At 65.7% G+C, this 12925-nt stretch carries 16 protein-coding genes and 1 pseudogene; 7 read left to right on the top strand and 10 right to left on the bottom strand.

Annotated elements, in window-relative coordinates:
• Window positions 1-210 precede the first annotated feature (210 nt).
• Complete coding sequence (locus tag ABJO18_RS11225) at window positions 211-462, top strand: hypothetical protein (RefSeq protein WP_348515907.1); 252 nt, start codon at window positions 211-213, stop codon at window positions 460-462.
• A gap of 9 nt (window positions 463-471) precedes the next feature.
• On the opposite strand, the gene ABJO18_RS11230 is transcribed toward ABJO18_RS11225, so the two are convergent.
• The 8 genes from ABJO18_RS11230 to gatC all read right to left on the bottom strand — a co-directional run bounded on the left by ABJO18_RS11230 (window position 472) and on the right by gatC (window position 5609).
• The gene (locus ABJO18_RS11230) at window positions 472-912 is read right to left on the bottom strand and encodes a hypothetical protein (RefSeq protein ID WP_348515908.1); all 441 of its coding nucleotides are present in this window, start codon (window positions 910-912) and stop codon (window positions 472-474) included.
• A gap of 2 nt (window positions 913-914) precedes the next feature.
• Window positions 915-2408 carry an Asp-tRNA(Asn)/Glu-tRNA(Gln) amidotransferase subunit GatB gene (gene gatB, locus ABJO18_RS11235; RefSeq protein ID WP_348515909.1) on the bottom strand — a complete coding sequence of 498 codons (1494 nt, stop codon included), beginning with the start codon at window positions 2406-2408 and terminating at the stop codon, window positions 915-917.
• Window positions 2405-2761 carry an endonuclease domain-containing protein gene (locus tag ABJO18_RS11240; protein WP_348509115.1) on the bottom strand — a complete coding sequence of 119 codons (357 nt, stop codon included), beginning with the start codon at window positions 2759-2761 and terminating at the stop codon, window positions 2405-2407. Before ABJO18_RS11240 ends, gatB begins: the two co-directional genes overlap by 4 nt.
• 216 nt (window positions 2762-2977) lie before the next feature.
• The gene (locus ABJO18_RS11245; protein ID WP_348509114.1) at window positions 2978-3277 is read right to left on the bottom strand and encodes a hypothetical protein; all 300 of its coding nucleotides are present in this window, start codon (window positions 3275-3277) and stop codon (window positions 2978-2980) included.
• A complete protein-coding gene (locus tag ABJO18_RS11250) occupies window positions 3270-3572 on the bottom strand; it encodes a hypothetical protein (protein ID WP_348509113.1) in 303 nt (100 codons plus the stop codon). The genes ABJO18_RS11245 and ABJO18_RS11250 overlap by 8 nt, the downstream gene beginning before the upstream one ends.
• A complete protein-coding gene (locus tag ABJO18_RS11255; protein ID WP_271185389.1) occupies window positions 3569-3835 on the bottom strand; it encodes a hypothetical protein in 267 nt (88 codons plus the stop codon). Before ABJO18_RS11255 ends, ABJO18_RS11250 begins: the two co-directional genes overlap by 4 nt.
• A 4-nt stretch (window positions 3836-3839) precedes the next feature.
• The gene (gene gatA / locus ABJO18_RS11260; RefSeq protein WP_348515910.1) at window positions 3840-5315 is read right to left on the bottom strand and encodes an Asp-tRNA(Asn)/Glu-tRNA(Gln) amidotransferase subunit GatA; all 1476 of its coding nucleotides are present in this window, start codon (window positions 5313-5315) and stop codon (window positions 3840-3842) included.
• A gap of 6 nt (window positions 5316-5321) precedes the next feature.
• The gene (gatC, locus tag ABJO18_RS11265) at window positions 5322-5609 is read right to left on the bottom strand and encodes an Asp-tRNA(Asn)/Glu-tRNA(Gln) amidotransferase subunit GatC (protein WP_348509378.1); all 288 of its coding nucleotides are present in this window, start codon (window positions 5607-5609) and stop codon (window positions 5322-5324) included.
• A 100-nt stretch (window positions 5610-5709) separates the two neighbouring features.
• Between gatC and ruvX the strand changes: the two genes are divergently transcribed.
• Together ruvX and ABJO18_RS11275 are read left to right on the top strand one after the other, a co-directional pair.
• Window positions 5710-6165 (top strand): Holliday junction resolvase RuvX, encoded by a 456-nt coding sequence (ruvX, locus tag ABJO18_RS11270; RefSeq protein ID WP_348509379.1) that lies wholly within the window; start codon window positions 5710-5712, stop codon window positions 6163-6165.
• A gap of 236 nt (window positions 6166-6401) precedes the next feature.
• Window positions 6402-7319 (top strand): AEC family transporter, encoded by a 918-nt coding sequence (locus ABJO18_RS11275; protein ID WP_348509380.1) that lies wholly within the window; start codon window positions 6402-6404, stop codon window positions 7317-7319.
• A 161-nt stretch (window positions 7320-7480) separates the two neighbouring features.
• Here ABJO18_RS11275 and ABJO18_RS11280 read toward each other — a convergent pair whose 3' ends face one another.
• Window positions 7481-8452, bottom strand: a complete 972-nt coding sequence (locus ABJO18_RS11280) for an MBL fold metallo-hydrolase (protein ID WP_348509381.1) — start codon at window positions 8450-8452, stop codon at window positions 7481-7483.
• 278 nt (window positions 8453-8730) lie between these two features.
• Here ABJO18_RS11280 and ABJO18_RS11285 point away from each other — a divergent pair, with 278 nt between their 5' ends.
• The 4 genes from ABJO18_RS11285 to dprA are packed head-to-tail and all read left to right on the top strand — an operon-like array spanning window position 8731 to window position 12788.
• On the top strand, window positions 8731-9708 hold the full coding sequence (locus ABJO18_RS11285; protein ID WP_348509382.1) for an aspartate carbamoyltransferase catalytic subunit: 978 nt from the start codon (window positions 8731-8733) through the stop codon (window positions 9706-9708).
• Entirely contained in the window at window positions 9705-10991 is a 1287-nt protein-coding gene (locus ABJO18_RS11290; protein ID WP_348509383.1) for a dihydroorotase, read from the top strand. Before ABJO18_RS11285 ends, ABJO18_RS11290 begins: the two co-directional genes overlap by 4 nt.
• Window positions 10992-10998: 7 nt before the next feature.
• Complete coding sequence (gene plsY / locus ABJO18_RS11295) at window positions 10999-11634, top strand: glycerol-3-phosphate 1-O-acyltransferase PlsY (protein ID WP_348509384.1); 636 nt, start codon at window positions 10999-11001, stop codon at window positions 11632-11634.
• Window positions 11631-12788 (top strand): DNA-processing protein DprA, encoded by a 1158-nt coding sequence (dprA, locus tag ABJO18_RS11300; RefSeq protein WP_348509385.1) that lies wholly within the window; start codon window positions 11631-11633, stop codon window positions 12786-12788. Before plsY ends, dprA begins: the two co-directional genes overlap by 4 nt.
• Window positions 12789-12801: 13 nt before the next feature.
• On the opposite strand, the pseudogene ABJO18_RS11305 reads toward dprA, so the two are convergent.
• A pseudogene (locus ABJO18_RS11305) lies at window positions 12802-12925 on the bottom strand (IS5/IS1182 family transposase); the annotation flags it as partial.

Here is a 12925-nt window from a genome sequence, read left to right on the forward strand (position 1 = left end):
AGCGGCGAAACAATCGCCCACTCCTCGTCACTCAAATCATAGCGCGCCATCTTCGCCTCCTGGCTCAAACGCCCACGCCAAGAGTGAATCATGCGTCGCTCAATCTGAGAATCCCCGAATTGGGTACAGACTCTAGCGGGCCGGGCACCGGCGGGAACCCTTGCCCCGCCGAATACGTTCTTTCAACGCAGCCACACGAAGGAGGCTCCCATGGCCACGCTTCAAGCGCGCGAACTCAGGACCACCTGGCGACGCCGGCTCTTCACCTTCGAGATCGGCGCCCTCATCGCCCTTGCCATCCTGCTGGCGGTCGGCAGCCCGATCGTCGCGGAAGTCTGGCAGCCGGGCTATCTCGCCCCGCTCGTCGTCGCCACGGAAATCGTCGTGGTCTTCACCGGCATCACCTGGCTGGCGCTCTTCGCCCTGTCGAAGCGCCGGCGCGATCGGCCCGGGGCCGAATAGCCCGGCGGTTTACAGCCCGCGATAATAGCGTCGGGCGACACCGACCGAGATCGGGCTCGCCAGGAAGGCGTACCAGGCCCCTGCAATGGCTGCCGCAAACAGCGAGAAGAAAACAATGCTCGCGGCACTGTCATAGGCTCCGTTTGCAGCGCTTGCCGACAGGAGGGCGCCACTCAGACCGCACAGTGTGGACAGCCCGATTGCCGGTCCTCCGACGAGAAAGCGCTGCCATTTGAACGCCATGCCCGGTGGCTGGCCGAGCCTTCGCGCCCACCAGGTCGAGAGGGCGAAGTCCGCCATCCAGATCACGGCAAAGCCGGCCGACAATCCGATCAGAATTGCGGCCGGTGCGCCGCCGGGACCGGACAGCGCTGTTGCGGCCCGAAGGAGCGCAACGCAGACCGCCACGCCCCCGGCGAGGACGACAGGCCGGCTGGGGCGGAGAGCCACCCCTAGCCCAGCAGCTTCTTCTGCAGGATCTCGTTCACGGCCTGGGGATTGGCCTTGCCCTGCATGGCCTTCATCACCTGACCGACGAACCAGCCCATCGCCTTGGGCTTTTCCTTCACCGAAGCGGCCTGGTCGGGATTGTCGGCGATCAGCTGGTCGACCACGGCCTCGATAGCGCCGGTATCGGTGACCTGCTTGAGGCCCCGTTCCTCGACGATCTTCGCCGGATCGCCGCCTTCAGCCCACAGGATCTCGAACACGTCCTTGGCGATCTTGCCGGAAATGGTCTCGTCCTCGATGAGGGCGACCAGACCACCCAGCTGCGCGGCGGAAACCGGGCAATCGGTGATGGTCAGGCCTTCCTTGTTGAGGCGGCCATAGAGCTCGTTATTGACCCAGTTCGAGGCCAGCTTGGCATCGCGCCCTTCGGCCACTTCCTCGAAATAGGCCGCACGGTCCTTGTCGGCCGCCAGCACGGAGGCGTCATAGTCCGACAGGCCGAGTACGGAGACAAAGCGCTCGCGCTTGGCGTCGGGCAGTTCCGGCAGGCCGGCCTTGATCTCGTCCACCCAGGTTTGCTGCAGTTCAAGCGGCAGCAGATCAGGATCGGGGAAGTAGCGGTAATCATGCGCTTCTTCCTTGGACCGCATGGAGCGCGTCACACCGGTATTGGCGTCGAACAGGCGGGTCTCCTGGTCGACCTTGCCGCCTTCCTCGATGATGTCGATCTGGCGCTGGGCCTCATACTCGATCGCCTGGCGGATGAAGCGCAGCGAGTTGACGTTCTTGATCTCGCAACGCGTGCCCAGATGCTTGAAATCACCCGTTTCGCGGAATTTCTCGTAGGCGCCCGGCTTGCACACCGACACGTTCACGTCGGCGCGCAGCTGGCCCTTTTCCATGTCGCCGCCACACGTCCCCAGATAACGCAGGATGGTGCGCAGTTTGGAGACATAGGCCGAAGCCTCTTCCGGCGAGCGGATGTCCGGCTTGGAGACGATCTCCATCAGCGCCACACCCGAACGGTTGAGGTCGACATAGGTGGAGTTGGGATCAAGGTCGTGGATCGACTTGCCGGCATCCTGTTCCAGGTGCAGGCGTTCGATACGCACGGTGAAGCGCGAACCATCGTCGCGCTCACACTCGATGGCGCCCTCACCCACGATCGGGAACTGGAATTGCGAGATCTGATAGCCCTGAGGCAGATCGGGGTAGAAATAATTCTTCCGGTCAAAGCGCGACCAGTTATTGATCTTCGCATTGAGGCCGAGGCCGGTCTTCACCGCCTGTTCGACGACGTGCTCGTTGATCACGGGCAGCATGCCCGGCATCGCTGCATCGACCAGCGAGACCTGGGAATTGGGTGCCGCACCGAAGGCCGTCGCCGCGCCGGAGAACAGCTTGGCGTTGGAAACCACCTGGGCGTGGATTTCCAGACCCATGACGACTTCCCAATCGCCGGTCACGCCCGGCAGTGTGTAGCTATGTTCGGTCATCTTGCGCCCTTGCCTCGCAGATACTCGCCGATGGCTTCCATGACGCCATCGAAATTGTCGTTCACCTCGTGGTTCCACACACGGTGGACCGCAAATCCCTGCCCTGCCAGCCACCGGTCGCGTTCCAAATCGCGACGCGCATGCCCGTCGAGCGTATGTTGTCCACCATCGACCTCGATGACCAGCTTCGGGTCGAAGCAGGCAAAATCGACGATGTATTGCCCCAGCGGCACTTGCCGTCTGAATCTATACCCTTGGCGCTTCAGGGCTCGAAGCGCGCTCCACATCTTCACTTCCTGCGGCGTCATCAGCTTTCGCAGAGACCGCGCAATCTTCACCGGCCGGCCCGTCATGGCTATCTCCATCCGACCGGAGCAGCCTGCCTCTGTGGTGGCGCTCCAGGCCGTGACGGCCGTTACAGCCATCCTTCCCCTTGATGGGGAAGGGGGACCACGCCAGAGGCGTGGTGGATGGGGTGGGGGTGAGGTGTCTGCAGCTTCGCAGCGAACCCGCAAGCGCCGGGATTCACCCCTTCCGGCCCGAGGCTTCGCCTCGGCCCACCTTCCCCATCAAGGGGAAGGATGGTGTTTACTCACCTCTTCAACTTCGTCCTCATCCTCGTCGTCCCAGGTCGGACGCTCTTCTTCCGGCGTATTCATCGCCGCGACCAGTACCCGGCCCGCCATCATCACGGTCAGACCGAAAAACAGGAAACCGACGCCGGGTGTCACCAGCAGTACGGTCCAGAGATTGCGCGGCTCCAGCGGGGCGATGCCGCGGAACACGACCACGCCGGCCAGCACCAGCAGCGCGCCGACCAGGAAGGCCGGCCGCGACAGCTTCATCGCCGGGTGCGCGGGTTCAGTCATTGCCCGTATCCCCGCCATCCGCGCGCTTGCGACTGCCCGGCGCCGGCACGAAGGCCCGCCAGGCCGTACCCAGACCAATGACGCACAGGGCCAGCCCGATCAGCAGCACCACGATCACCCACAGCGAGGGCAGCGTGCCCGCCCCCAGCGTGGCGATCAGCCCGTCGACACCGCTTAGCACCAGCGGCACGGCAAACATCAGGCACATGAGTGCGATGGCCAGCACGATGATCCGCGTCGTCCAGACATTGGCGGCGCCGGTTTCGCGCGTATCGGGTCCGGGAGCGTCGCTCATCCCTTCGCTCCTGGCACCAGTGCGCTCCATCCGATCACGACACCGAAGGCGTTGAAGGCCATGCCCATGCCGAAAAGCAGCACCGCCGTGACGGTGGACAGATCCGACGACGTCATCTGGCCCGACAGGCTCAGAAAGCCCCAGAGTGCCAGCGGCACGCCCAGAACCAGTCCCATCAATGCGATCAAAAGCACGATGACCCGGTTGAACCAGTCATTCGCCGTCCTGTACGGCGCCTTATGCTCCAGCGGCGCGTCGCTCATCGCCCTACCACCACTTCTCCGCCTTGAAGCCGAAGCCGGCACTGTCCTCGATCGCCGCACCGACCTTGAACATAGTCTCTTCGTCCAGCGCGCGCGTGATCACCTGCAGCCCAAGCGGCAGGCCCGACTTGTCGAGACCCGCCGGCACCGACATGGCCGGCACACCGGCCAGGTTCGCCGTTACGGTGAAGACGTCGTTGAGATACATCGCGATCGGATCGTCCGACTTGGTGCCCAGACCGAAGGCGGCCGACGGTGCGGCCGGCGTCAGGATAGCGTCGACCTTCTCGAAGGCCTGGTCGAAGTCCTGCAGGATGCGCGTACGCACTTTCTGGGCGCGCAGGTAGTAAGCGTCGTAATAACCGGCCGAGAGCACATAGGTGCCGATCATGATGCGTCGCTGCACCTCATGGCCGAAGCCGGCGGCGCGGGTCTTCTCATAGGTATCGTTGAGATCCTTGCCCTCGACCCGGTTGCCATAGCGCATGCCGTCATAGCGCGCGAGATTGGACGAGGCTTCCGCCGGCGCAACGATGTAATAGGCCGGCAGGGCGTATTTCGTGTGCGGCAGGGAGATGTCGACGATCTCGCAACCGGCGGCCTTGAGCCAGTCGATGCCCTTCTGCCAGACCTCGTCGATCTCGGCGGGCATGCCGTCGACCCGGTATTCCTTCGGAACGCCGATCTTCAGCCCCTTCACCGACTGGCCGACAGCCGCGGCAAAATCCGGCACGTCATTGGGCAGCGAGGTGGAGTCCTTGGGGTCGTGTCCCGACATCGCCTGCAACAGCAGGGCCGAGTCCTTCACCGTCTTGGCGAACGGGCCCGGATGGTCCAGCGAGGAGGCGAAGGCCACGACACCCCAGCGCGAGGTGCGGCCATAGGTGCCCTTCACGCCGACCGTGCCCGTGAAAGATGCCGGCTGGCGGATCGAACCGCCCGTATCGGTGCCCGTGGCACCGAAGCACAGATCGGCGGCCACGGCGGCGGCCGAACCGCCGGACGAACCGCCCGGTGTCAGGCTCTCATTGCTGTCCTTGGCCTTCCACGGATTGACCACCGGACCGGTGTTCGACGTCTCGTTCGACGAGCCCATGGCGAATTCGTCCATCGAGGTCTTGGCCACGAAGACGGCGCCGGCCTCCCAGAGCTTCGACGTCACCGTCGACTCATAGGTCGGCTTGAAACCCTTGAGGATGTTCGAGGAAGCGGAGGTGTCGACACCCTCGACGGCGAACAGATCCTTGATGGCCAGCGGCACGCCTTCCAGAAGACCGCCCTCGCCCCTGGCCAGGCGCGCATCGGCAGCCTTGGCCATGGCCATGGTCTTTTCCTCGTCGAACGCCGTGAAGGCATTCAGCGCCGGCTGGGCCGCCTGGCAGGCCGCAAAGGCCTCCTGCGCAAGCTCGGTCGCGGAGACCTCCTTGCCCTTCAGCTTGGCGGAAACCTCGTCGAGGGAGAGTTTGAGAAGATCGCTCATATGCCCCTACTCCACCGATTTCGGCACGACGAAGAAGCCCTCATCGGACTTCGGTGCATTGGCGAGAACCTTGTCGCGGATACCGCCATCGGTGATCTTGTCCTCGCGCATCGGCAGCGGGAAGGCGACGGGCGTCGTCATGGCCTGCACGCCCTCGACATCGACCTCGTCGAGCTGCTCGATCCATTTCAGGATACCATTGAGCTCACCCACCAGGGTGTCGATACGGTCTTCCGGCTCGGCGAGGCGCGCGAGGCGCGCAATACGCCGGACGTCGTCAGCGGTCACGGACATTGGAAATCACTCCGGATAGTCGAAGCCGACTGAGTACCAACCCGGTTTCGCAGGTGCAAGAAAGCTTGACGGCTGCGCCTGCACGGCGCATTGGCGGCGCATGCCCGTTATCGCCCTGGAAGACCTGCCGAACGGCCCCCTGATCGCGCTCGATCCGGGCACCAAGACGATCGGCGTGGCCTCTTCCGGCGCCTCGCGCGGGCTCGCCACACCGGTTGAAACCATTGTGCGCACCAAGTTCACCGCCGATGCCGAGCGCATCTTCGCCCTCTATGACGAGCGCAACGCCGTGGCCATCGTAATGGGCCTGCCGGTCAATATGGACGGGTCCGAAGGTCCGCGCGTCCAGTCGGTCCGCGCCCTGGCCCGCAACCTTCTGCGCCTGCGCGATATTCCCGTCGTCTTCCAGGATGAGCGCCTGTCGACCTTCGAGGCCGAGGAAAAGCTGATTGCCGCCGGCGTGCGCCGCGACAGGCGCAAGGCCGTCATCGATGCCCACGCCGCCGCCAACATCCTGCAAAGCGCGCTCGACCGTCTGGCGCAGCTGGGCGGATAGCCCGAACCTCTTTCTTCCCCACGGAAGTGGGGAAGTGGGCCGAGGCAAAGCCTCGGGTCGAAGGGGTCGCGGCCGCAGGTCGCGAACGACCGTCGAGTGAGGCACCAACATTCCGCCGCTATAGCGGCGGCCCCTCCCCCGTTTCACGGGTCCCCCTCCCCACGCCGTGGGGAGGAAAGGCAAAAAGGCAAAGCGGTGGATGACCTTGCGGACAAAGCGCAATAAAGAGACTCATCATGCAGGCTTCGATCGTCTCCGCTCTCGTCCCCGTATTCGGCGTCATCTTCGTCGGATGGCTGTTGCGCCGGTCCAGCCTTCTGCCCGATGACAGCTGGGCCCCGATCTCGCGGCTGGCCTATCTGGGCCTGTCGCCCGCCCTGCTCTTCTCCTCGATCAGCCATGCCGATCTGAGCAATATCCAGCTGGGCAGCTTCATCCTGGCAGCCATGCTGGGCTTTCTGGGCATGGCGGCGATCACGCTGGCGCTGAAGCCCTTCCTGCGCATTCCCGATCCGACCTATACCAGCCTCTTCCAGGCCACTTGCCGCTGGAACGGCCTCCTCATCCTGGCCTTGGGCATTGCCCTGTTCGGCGATGAGGGCGAGATCCTGGTGGCGCTGGTCATGGTCGTGTCGATCCCGCTGGTGAACATGGAGTGCGTGGCGGCCCTGTCGGTCTGGGGCGATGGCGCCAAGCCGAAATGGGATTCGATCCTCTATCGCATCCTGACCAATCCGCTGATCCTGGGCTCGGCCGCGGGCGGGATCGTCAATCTGGGCAATATCCCCCTGCCCGGCATGGTAACCGACACGGTCGACCTCCTCGGCCAGGCCGCCCTGCCGCTGATTCTCCTGTCCGTGGGCGCCGGTCTCAACTTCACCGCCATGAAGGCCCGGCCGCGGCTGCTGGCGCTGTCAGTCTTCATCAAGCTGATGATCGGGCCGCTGGTCTTCTATGGCATCGGCCGGGCGCTGGGCGTCGAGGGCGTGCCGCTGACCATCCTCCTGCTCACCGGCGCTTCACCCGGCGCCGCCTCGGCCTATGTGCTGGCCAAACAGATGGGCGGCGATGCGCCCTATTCGGCCGGAGACATCACGGCATCAGCGCTGTTCTGCTTCGTGACCATCCCGTTCTGGCTGTGGGCGTTGGGGTGAACGGCTCAACGCTTGATCAACAAGCGTCACCCTGACACCCGCCTTCGCGGGCGCAGGCTTCGATCAGGGCCCAGTTCACAGAACACGATCATGCCAGGCTTGGCTCAAATCAGCTCTGAGACCTGGGTCCCGACTTTCGTCGGGATGACGGTGTTGAGGGCTCAATCCCCCAGACAATACCGCTCACCCTCATCCGCCAGACCGAAGCCGGCGTCGAAGACCTGCTGGCGTTCCGGCGCATCGGGGAAGCGGACCGGATTGGTGTGATTGAAATGGATGAAGCGGATCTTGGCTTTCTCTTCGTCCGGCAGGTCCGCGAAACGCGCCATGGAATGTGTGATGAAGGGATGCGGGAAGCCGGACATGTCACGGCCGGGGATCTCGCCATTGGCAAAGAAGGTGGCGTCGAGATAGGCGACATCCACCGAGGCCAGCGCCTGTTCGATCATGCCGGGCGCGCCATCCTCGACGTCACCCCAGACATCCCACTCCTCCCAGCTGTCGATATCCGGGAGGAAGAGCGCCGAGCGGTCCGGTCCCTCAATCCGGAAGCCGACAACCTCGGTGTATTCCTGGCGATGGGGCACCTCGAAGGGCGTCACGGTGAGCGAGCCCGCCACAGCCGGCTCGCCGGCCTGCAGGTCTTCCAGCACGATATTGCCCAGACGCACCAGCTGGTCCCAGGGCCCGTTAGAAAACAGGAAGGCCGCCATGGACGGCATGGCGTAAACCGGCACACCCTGGGCGCCCATGCTTTCAAAACCGAGATACATCAGCCCGGTATAGTGACCGATATGCCCATGGGTGAGGAAAATACCGTCCAGCCCGGGCCCCTCGCCTGTCGACGGGGCGAACGCGTCCAGCCGCTGCAGCTGTTCGCGCATGTCCGGCGTCGCTTCGAACAGGTAGCGGGCATCGTACGGCCGGTCGACGATGGCGAGCGAGGTCGCCAGCCGCCTCAGCGACGGATCGGCCCAGGCCGGATCATCCGGATTGCCCATCTGCGGCGCACCGCCATCCTGGGCCACGCCCAGCACGAGGAGTTCGACCGCACAGCGTGGTGGTGGCGAAGCATCGGACTGGGCTGTCGATGCAAGAAGCGCGAGCGCAAGCGCTCCGGAAAGAGTCGTCATGTACGAACGAGAAGCGAAGCCGTGCGGCGGGTCAAGCCTCGCGATTACCAGGGCTCACCCCGTTTACGGGGGAGCTGTCCGCGCCAGCGGACTGAGGGGGCGGTGCGAAAGCGCCATGGAGCGCGTCAGCGCGCATGACGCTCCCCCATCGCCTCACTACGCTCGGCACTTCCCCCGCTCACACAGGGGAAGCCTTGGTGTCACGTCTTGCCCGTTGCCGCGACTGCCCCTATACCGCCGCAGACATCTTTCCGGGGCCTGACGAAACGGGAGGCGGGATGACCCGCGCCGCATTTTCCTACGACTTCCCCCACCGCCACCTGATCTCGGTGGCCGATCTCAATCCCGTCGACATCCGCATCATCTTCGAGCGCGCTGCCCACTGGCTGGCGGTGAACCGCACGCCGGACAAGTCGAGCGATGTGCTCAAGGGGCTGACGGTGCTGAACCTCTTCTTCGAGGCTTCGACCCGCACCCAGGGCTCGTTCGAGATGGCCGGCAAGCGGCTGGGCGCCGATGTGGTGAATTTCGCCGTGGCGCACTCCTCGGCCTCCAAGGGCGAGAGCCTGTCGGACACGGCGCGCACGCTGGCCGCCATGCGTCCGGACATCATGGTGGTGCGCCATTCGGCCACCGGCGCGCCGCGCTTCCTGGCCGAACGCACCGGGCTGGCGGTGGTCAATGCGGGCGACGGCATGCACGAGCACCCGACCCAGGCGCTCCTGGACAGTTTCACCCTGGCCCAGCACTGGGGCGAGGTCGGCGGCAAGCGCATCCTGATTGTCGGCGACATCCTCCACTCGCGCGTCGCCCGCTCGAATATCGGCCTTCTGAACATTCTCGGCGCGGAAATCCGCCTGTGCGCCCCGCCCACCCTGCTGCCCTCCGATGTCGACCAGTGGGGCTGCGACGTCTTCCACGATCTCGACGAAGCCCTTCAGGACTGCGACGCCGTCATGGCGCTGCGTCAGCAGAAGGAGCGCATGTCCGGCGGCTTCGTGCCCTCGGCGCGCGAATTCTTCCACCTGTTCGGCCTGACGCATGAACGGCTGGAAGCCTGCTCGCCCGACGTTCTGGTCATGCATCCCGGACCGATGAACCGGGGCACCGAGATCCACACCAAGCTGGCCGACGATCCGGAGAAGAGCGTGATCCTGGAACAGGTCGAAAGCGGCGTGGCCGTGCGCATGGCGGTGCTCGAGCTGATCGGCGAGACCATCCGCCGCGACTTCGGCAACCGGGAGGCCGGACAATGAGCGAGACCAGCCTGGCCATCATCAATGCCCGCCTTGTCGACCCGGCCTCCGGTCATGACGGCCCCAGCGGGGTACTGATCGAGGACGGTGTCATCGTCCAGACCGGCGGCGAGATCGATGTCGATGCGGCCGACGAAGTGATCGACGCGAAGGGCTGCATCCTCGCGCCCGCGCTGATCGACCTGCGCTGTGCCAAGGAACCGGCGCTCACGCCGGACGGCGAAACGCTGGACACGCTGACGGCCGGGGCAGCGGCCGGCGGTTTCGGCACCATCGTGCTGGCTCCGAACGCCCGCGCCCCGCTCGACAAGGCCGACGGGTTTGCCGGCATGAATCGCGGCCTCGCAAAGCGCGGCGTCAATGTGCTCTCCGCCTGCGGCGCGACCCAGGGCCTGGCCGGCGAGCAAATGGCCGAGATCGGGCTGATGGTGCGCGGCGGGGCGGTCTATGCCGGCCAGGGCGACCGGCCCATTGCCGACACCCGCACCATGCGCCGGCTGCTGGCCTATACCAGCCAGTTCGATATCTGGCTCTCGGTGCGCCCGGCCGATGCTGACCTGTCCGAAGGCACCGTGGCGCTGGAGAGCGACTGGTCGGCCCGCATGGGCCTGCCAGCGGAACCCGCGCTCTCCGAACGCATCGCCATCGAACGCGATGCCGCTTTGGCCGAGCTGTCCGGCGGCAAGCTGATGATCGACCGCCTGTCGACGGCTGACGGTCTGGCCGCCCTGCGGCGCGCCCGTACGCGCGACCAGGAAATCGCCGCAACCGTGGCCGTCGCCCACCTCACCCTCAACGAGGTCGATGCCGGCGGGCTGGACAGCGCTTTCCGCATGGATCCGCCGCTGCGTGCCGAGGCCGACCGCCGCGCCCTGGTCGAGGCGGTTACCAGCGGCGAGATCGATGCCGTGGTCACCGACCACCGCCCCACCCCGTTCGACGACAAGGGCGAGCCCTTTGCGCTCGCCATCGCCGGCACGATGAGCCTGGAAACCGCGCTCGGTGCGATGCTGGGCCTGGTTCATGACGGCCAGCTGGAACTGATCGACGCCCTGCGCGTGATAACCTGCGGCCCCGCCGATCTTCTGGGCCTGCCGCAGGGCCGGATTGCCGAAGGCGCACCGGCCGACCTGATCCTGATCGATGGCGACAAGCCCTGGGTCTGCGATCCGGACCGTTTCCACTCCGCCCGCGGCAATTGCGCCTGGGCCGGACGCCGTTTCCAGGGACAGGTCTTGCAAACCCTCGTCGGCGGAGTCACGATATACAACCAAAAGGCGTAAACCGGTCATGCAACCTCTTTATCTGGCAATCGCGGCCATCGGTGGCTATCTGTTCGGCTCCATCCCCTTCGGCCTCGTGCTGGTGCGGCTAGCCGGGCTGGGCGATATCCGTGCGATCGGGTCCGGGAATATCGGCGCCACGAATGTGCTGCGCACCGGACGCAAGGACCTCGCTGCCGCCACACTTCTCCTCGACGCGGGCAAGGCGGGCATCGCCGCTGCCGTGTTCGGCCTGCTGCTGGGCACCACGGCCGGCCTGATCGCCGGTGCTGCCGCCTTTGTCGGCCACTGCTTCCCGGTCTGGCTGAAATTCAAGGGCGGCAAGGGTGTCGCGACCTTTGTCGGCACGATGCTAGTCGTGTTCTGGCCGGTCGGCCTCGTGGTGATCGGTACCTGGCTGCTGATGGCCGCGATCTTCCGGATTTCCTCACTCGCCGCCCTCACCGCCGCGCTCGCCGCTCCGGCCGCGGCCTGGTTCCTGGGCCGGCCGGACGTGGCGATCATGGCCGGCGTGCTCACCGTGCTGATCTATATCCTGCACCGCGCCAATATCGCCCGCCTTCTCAAGGGCGAGGAGCCGCGCATCGGCGCCAGGAAGGATGCCGCCCCGGCCACGGACGATCCCGGAGACACGGCCGCATGAGCGAAGCCGGGCCCGGCCACACCGAAAGGGTGATGTGGCTGCGCCTGGCGCGCACAGAAGGGCTGGGTGCCGTCGGCTTCGCCCGGCTGATCGCCCGCTATGAAACGGCTGAGGCAGCGCTCGACGCCCTGCCCGGACGCTGCCGCAAGGCGGGCAAGCCGACTCCCGTCATTCCCTCCCGCGAGATGATCGAAGCCGAACTGGATGCGGTGGACCGGGTGGGCGGTGTGATACTCACCGGCATCGATCCCGATTTCCCGCCGCTCCTCGCGGCTATTCCCGCACCACCGCCGGCCCTGGTCGTCAAGGGTGATCTCGCCCTGCTTGACCGACCGGCCTGTGCCATGGTCGGCGCCCGCAACGCCTCGGCAGCCGGCCTGCGCTTCGCGCGCGAGCTGGCGCACGGGCTGGGCGGTGAAGGTATCATCGTGGTCTCGGGTCTGGCCCGCGGCATCGATGGCGCCGCCCATGCCGGCGCACTGGAGACCGGCACTATTGCCGTCGTCGCAGGCGGTATCGATCACATCTACCCGCCTGAACACGCCGATCTGCACAATGCCATCGCCGAACGCGGTCTTGTCATCTCCGAACGCCCGCTCGGCCGCATCCCGACAGCCCGCGACTTTCCCCGCCGCAACCGGCTGATCTCGGGCCTGTCCCGCGGCACGGTCGTCGTCGAGGCCGCACTGCGCTCGGGCTCGCTGATCACCGCACGCTTTGCCGCCGAACAGGGACGCGAAGTGATGGCTGTCCCCGGCTCGCCGATCGATCCGCGCGCCCGCGGCTCGAACCAACTCCTGCGGGACGGCGCCCATCTGATCGAAACCGTCGAGGATGTGACCGGTATACTCGCCGGCCTGCAGTCCCTGCCGCAGGTGCGCGAAACGGACCCACAGTCCGGCAGCGACCTTTTCGACGAGGACTGGCCGGACGCACCCGTGGAAGAAGGCCCGGATTCCGGCGATGACGACATCGGCGGCACCGGCCGCATTCGCGGCCTGGTATCGCCAACCCCGGTCTCGGTCGACGAGATTGCCCGGCAGAGCGGCCTGCCAGCCGGAACAGTGTCCGCGATGCTGATGGAGTTGGAGCTGACAGGAGAAGTCGCGCGTCTGCCGGGTGGTCTGGTCCAGCGCGTCGCAAGCGCACGCTAGGCTGAATCGACATTCATCGCATCCAGAGCATGGCTGCAGCGATCTGCAGGAAGCCCAGGAAGTAGACAGCGCGACGGTCGAAGCGGGTAGCGATGCGGCGGAAGTGTTTGAGTTTGTTGAAGCCGCGCTCGACGGTG

Origin of the sequence: Maricaulis sp. (assembly GCF_039978735.1) — a bacterium.
In the GTDB taxonomy this organism is placed as follows: Bacteria; Pseudomonadota; Alphaproteobacteria; order Caulobacterales; family Maricaulaceae; genus Maricaulis.

Excerpts from the sequence above, each read along its gene's own strand:
- ABJO18_RS11225 (WP_348515907.1), top strand. The coding sequence starts at position 211 with ATGGCCACGCTTCAAGCGCGCGAACTCAGGACCACCTGGCGACGCCGG.
- gatB (WP_348515909.1), bottom strand. The coding sequence starts at position 2,408 with ATGACCGAACATAGCTACACACTGCCGGGCGTGACCGGCGATTGGGAA.
- ABJO18_RS11240 (WP_348509115.1), bottom strand. The coding sequence starts at position 2,761 with ATGACGGGCCGGCCGGTGAAGATTGCGCGGTCTCTGCGAAAGCTGATG.
- ABJO18_RS11245 (WP_348509114.1), bottom strand. The coding sequence starts at position 3,277 with ATGACTGAACCCGCGCACCCGGCGATGAAGCTGTCGCGGCCGGCCTTC.
- ABJO18_RS11250 (WP_348509113.1), bottom strand. The coding sequence starts at position 3,572 with ATGAGCGACGCTCCCGGACCCGATACGCGCGAAACCGGCGCCGCCAAT.
- ABJO18_RS11255 (WP_271185389.1), bottom strand. The coding sequence starts at position 3,835 with ATGAGCGACGCGCCGCTGGAGCATAAGGCGCCGTACAGGACGGCGAAT.
- gatA (WP_348515910.1), bottom strand. The coding sequence starts at position 5,315 with ATGAGCGATCTTCTCAAACTCTCCCTCGACGAGGTTTCCGCCAAGCTG.
- gatC (WP_348509378.1), bottom strand. The coding sequence starts at position 5,609 with ATGTCCGTGACCGCTGACGACGTCCGGCGTATTGCGCGCCTCGCGCGC.
- ruvX (WP_348509379.1), top strand. The coding sequence starts at position 5,710 with ATGCCCGTTATCGCCCTGGAAGACCTGCCGAACGGCCCCCTGATCGCG.
- ABJO18_RS11275 (WP_348509380.1), top strand. The coding sequence starts at position 6,402 with ATGCAGGCTTCGATCGTCTCCGCTCTCGTCCCCGTATTCGGCGTCATC.
- ABJO18_RS11280 (WP_348509381.1), bottom strand. The coding sequence starts at position 8,452 with ATGACGACTCTTTCCGGAGCGCTTGCGCTCGCGCTTCTTGCATCGACA.
- ABJO18_RS11285 (WP_348509382.1), top strand. The coding sequence starts at position 8,731 with ATGACCCGCGCCGCATTTTCCTACGACTTCCCCCACCGCCACCTGATC.
- ABJO18_RS11290 (WP_348509383.1), top strand. The coding sequence starts at position 9,705 with ATGAGCGAGACCAGCCTGGCCATCATCAATGCCCGCCTTGTCGACCCG.
- plsY (WP_348509384.1), top strand. The coding sequence starts at position 10,999 with ATGCAACCTCTTTATCTGGCAATCGCGGCCATCGGTGGCTATCTGTTC.
- dprA (WP_348509385.1), top strand. The coding sequence starts at position 11,631 with ATGAGCGAAGCCGGGCCCGGCCACACCGAAAGGGTGATGTGGCTGCGC.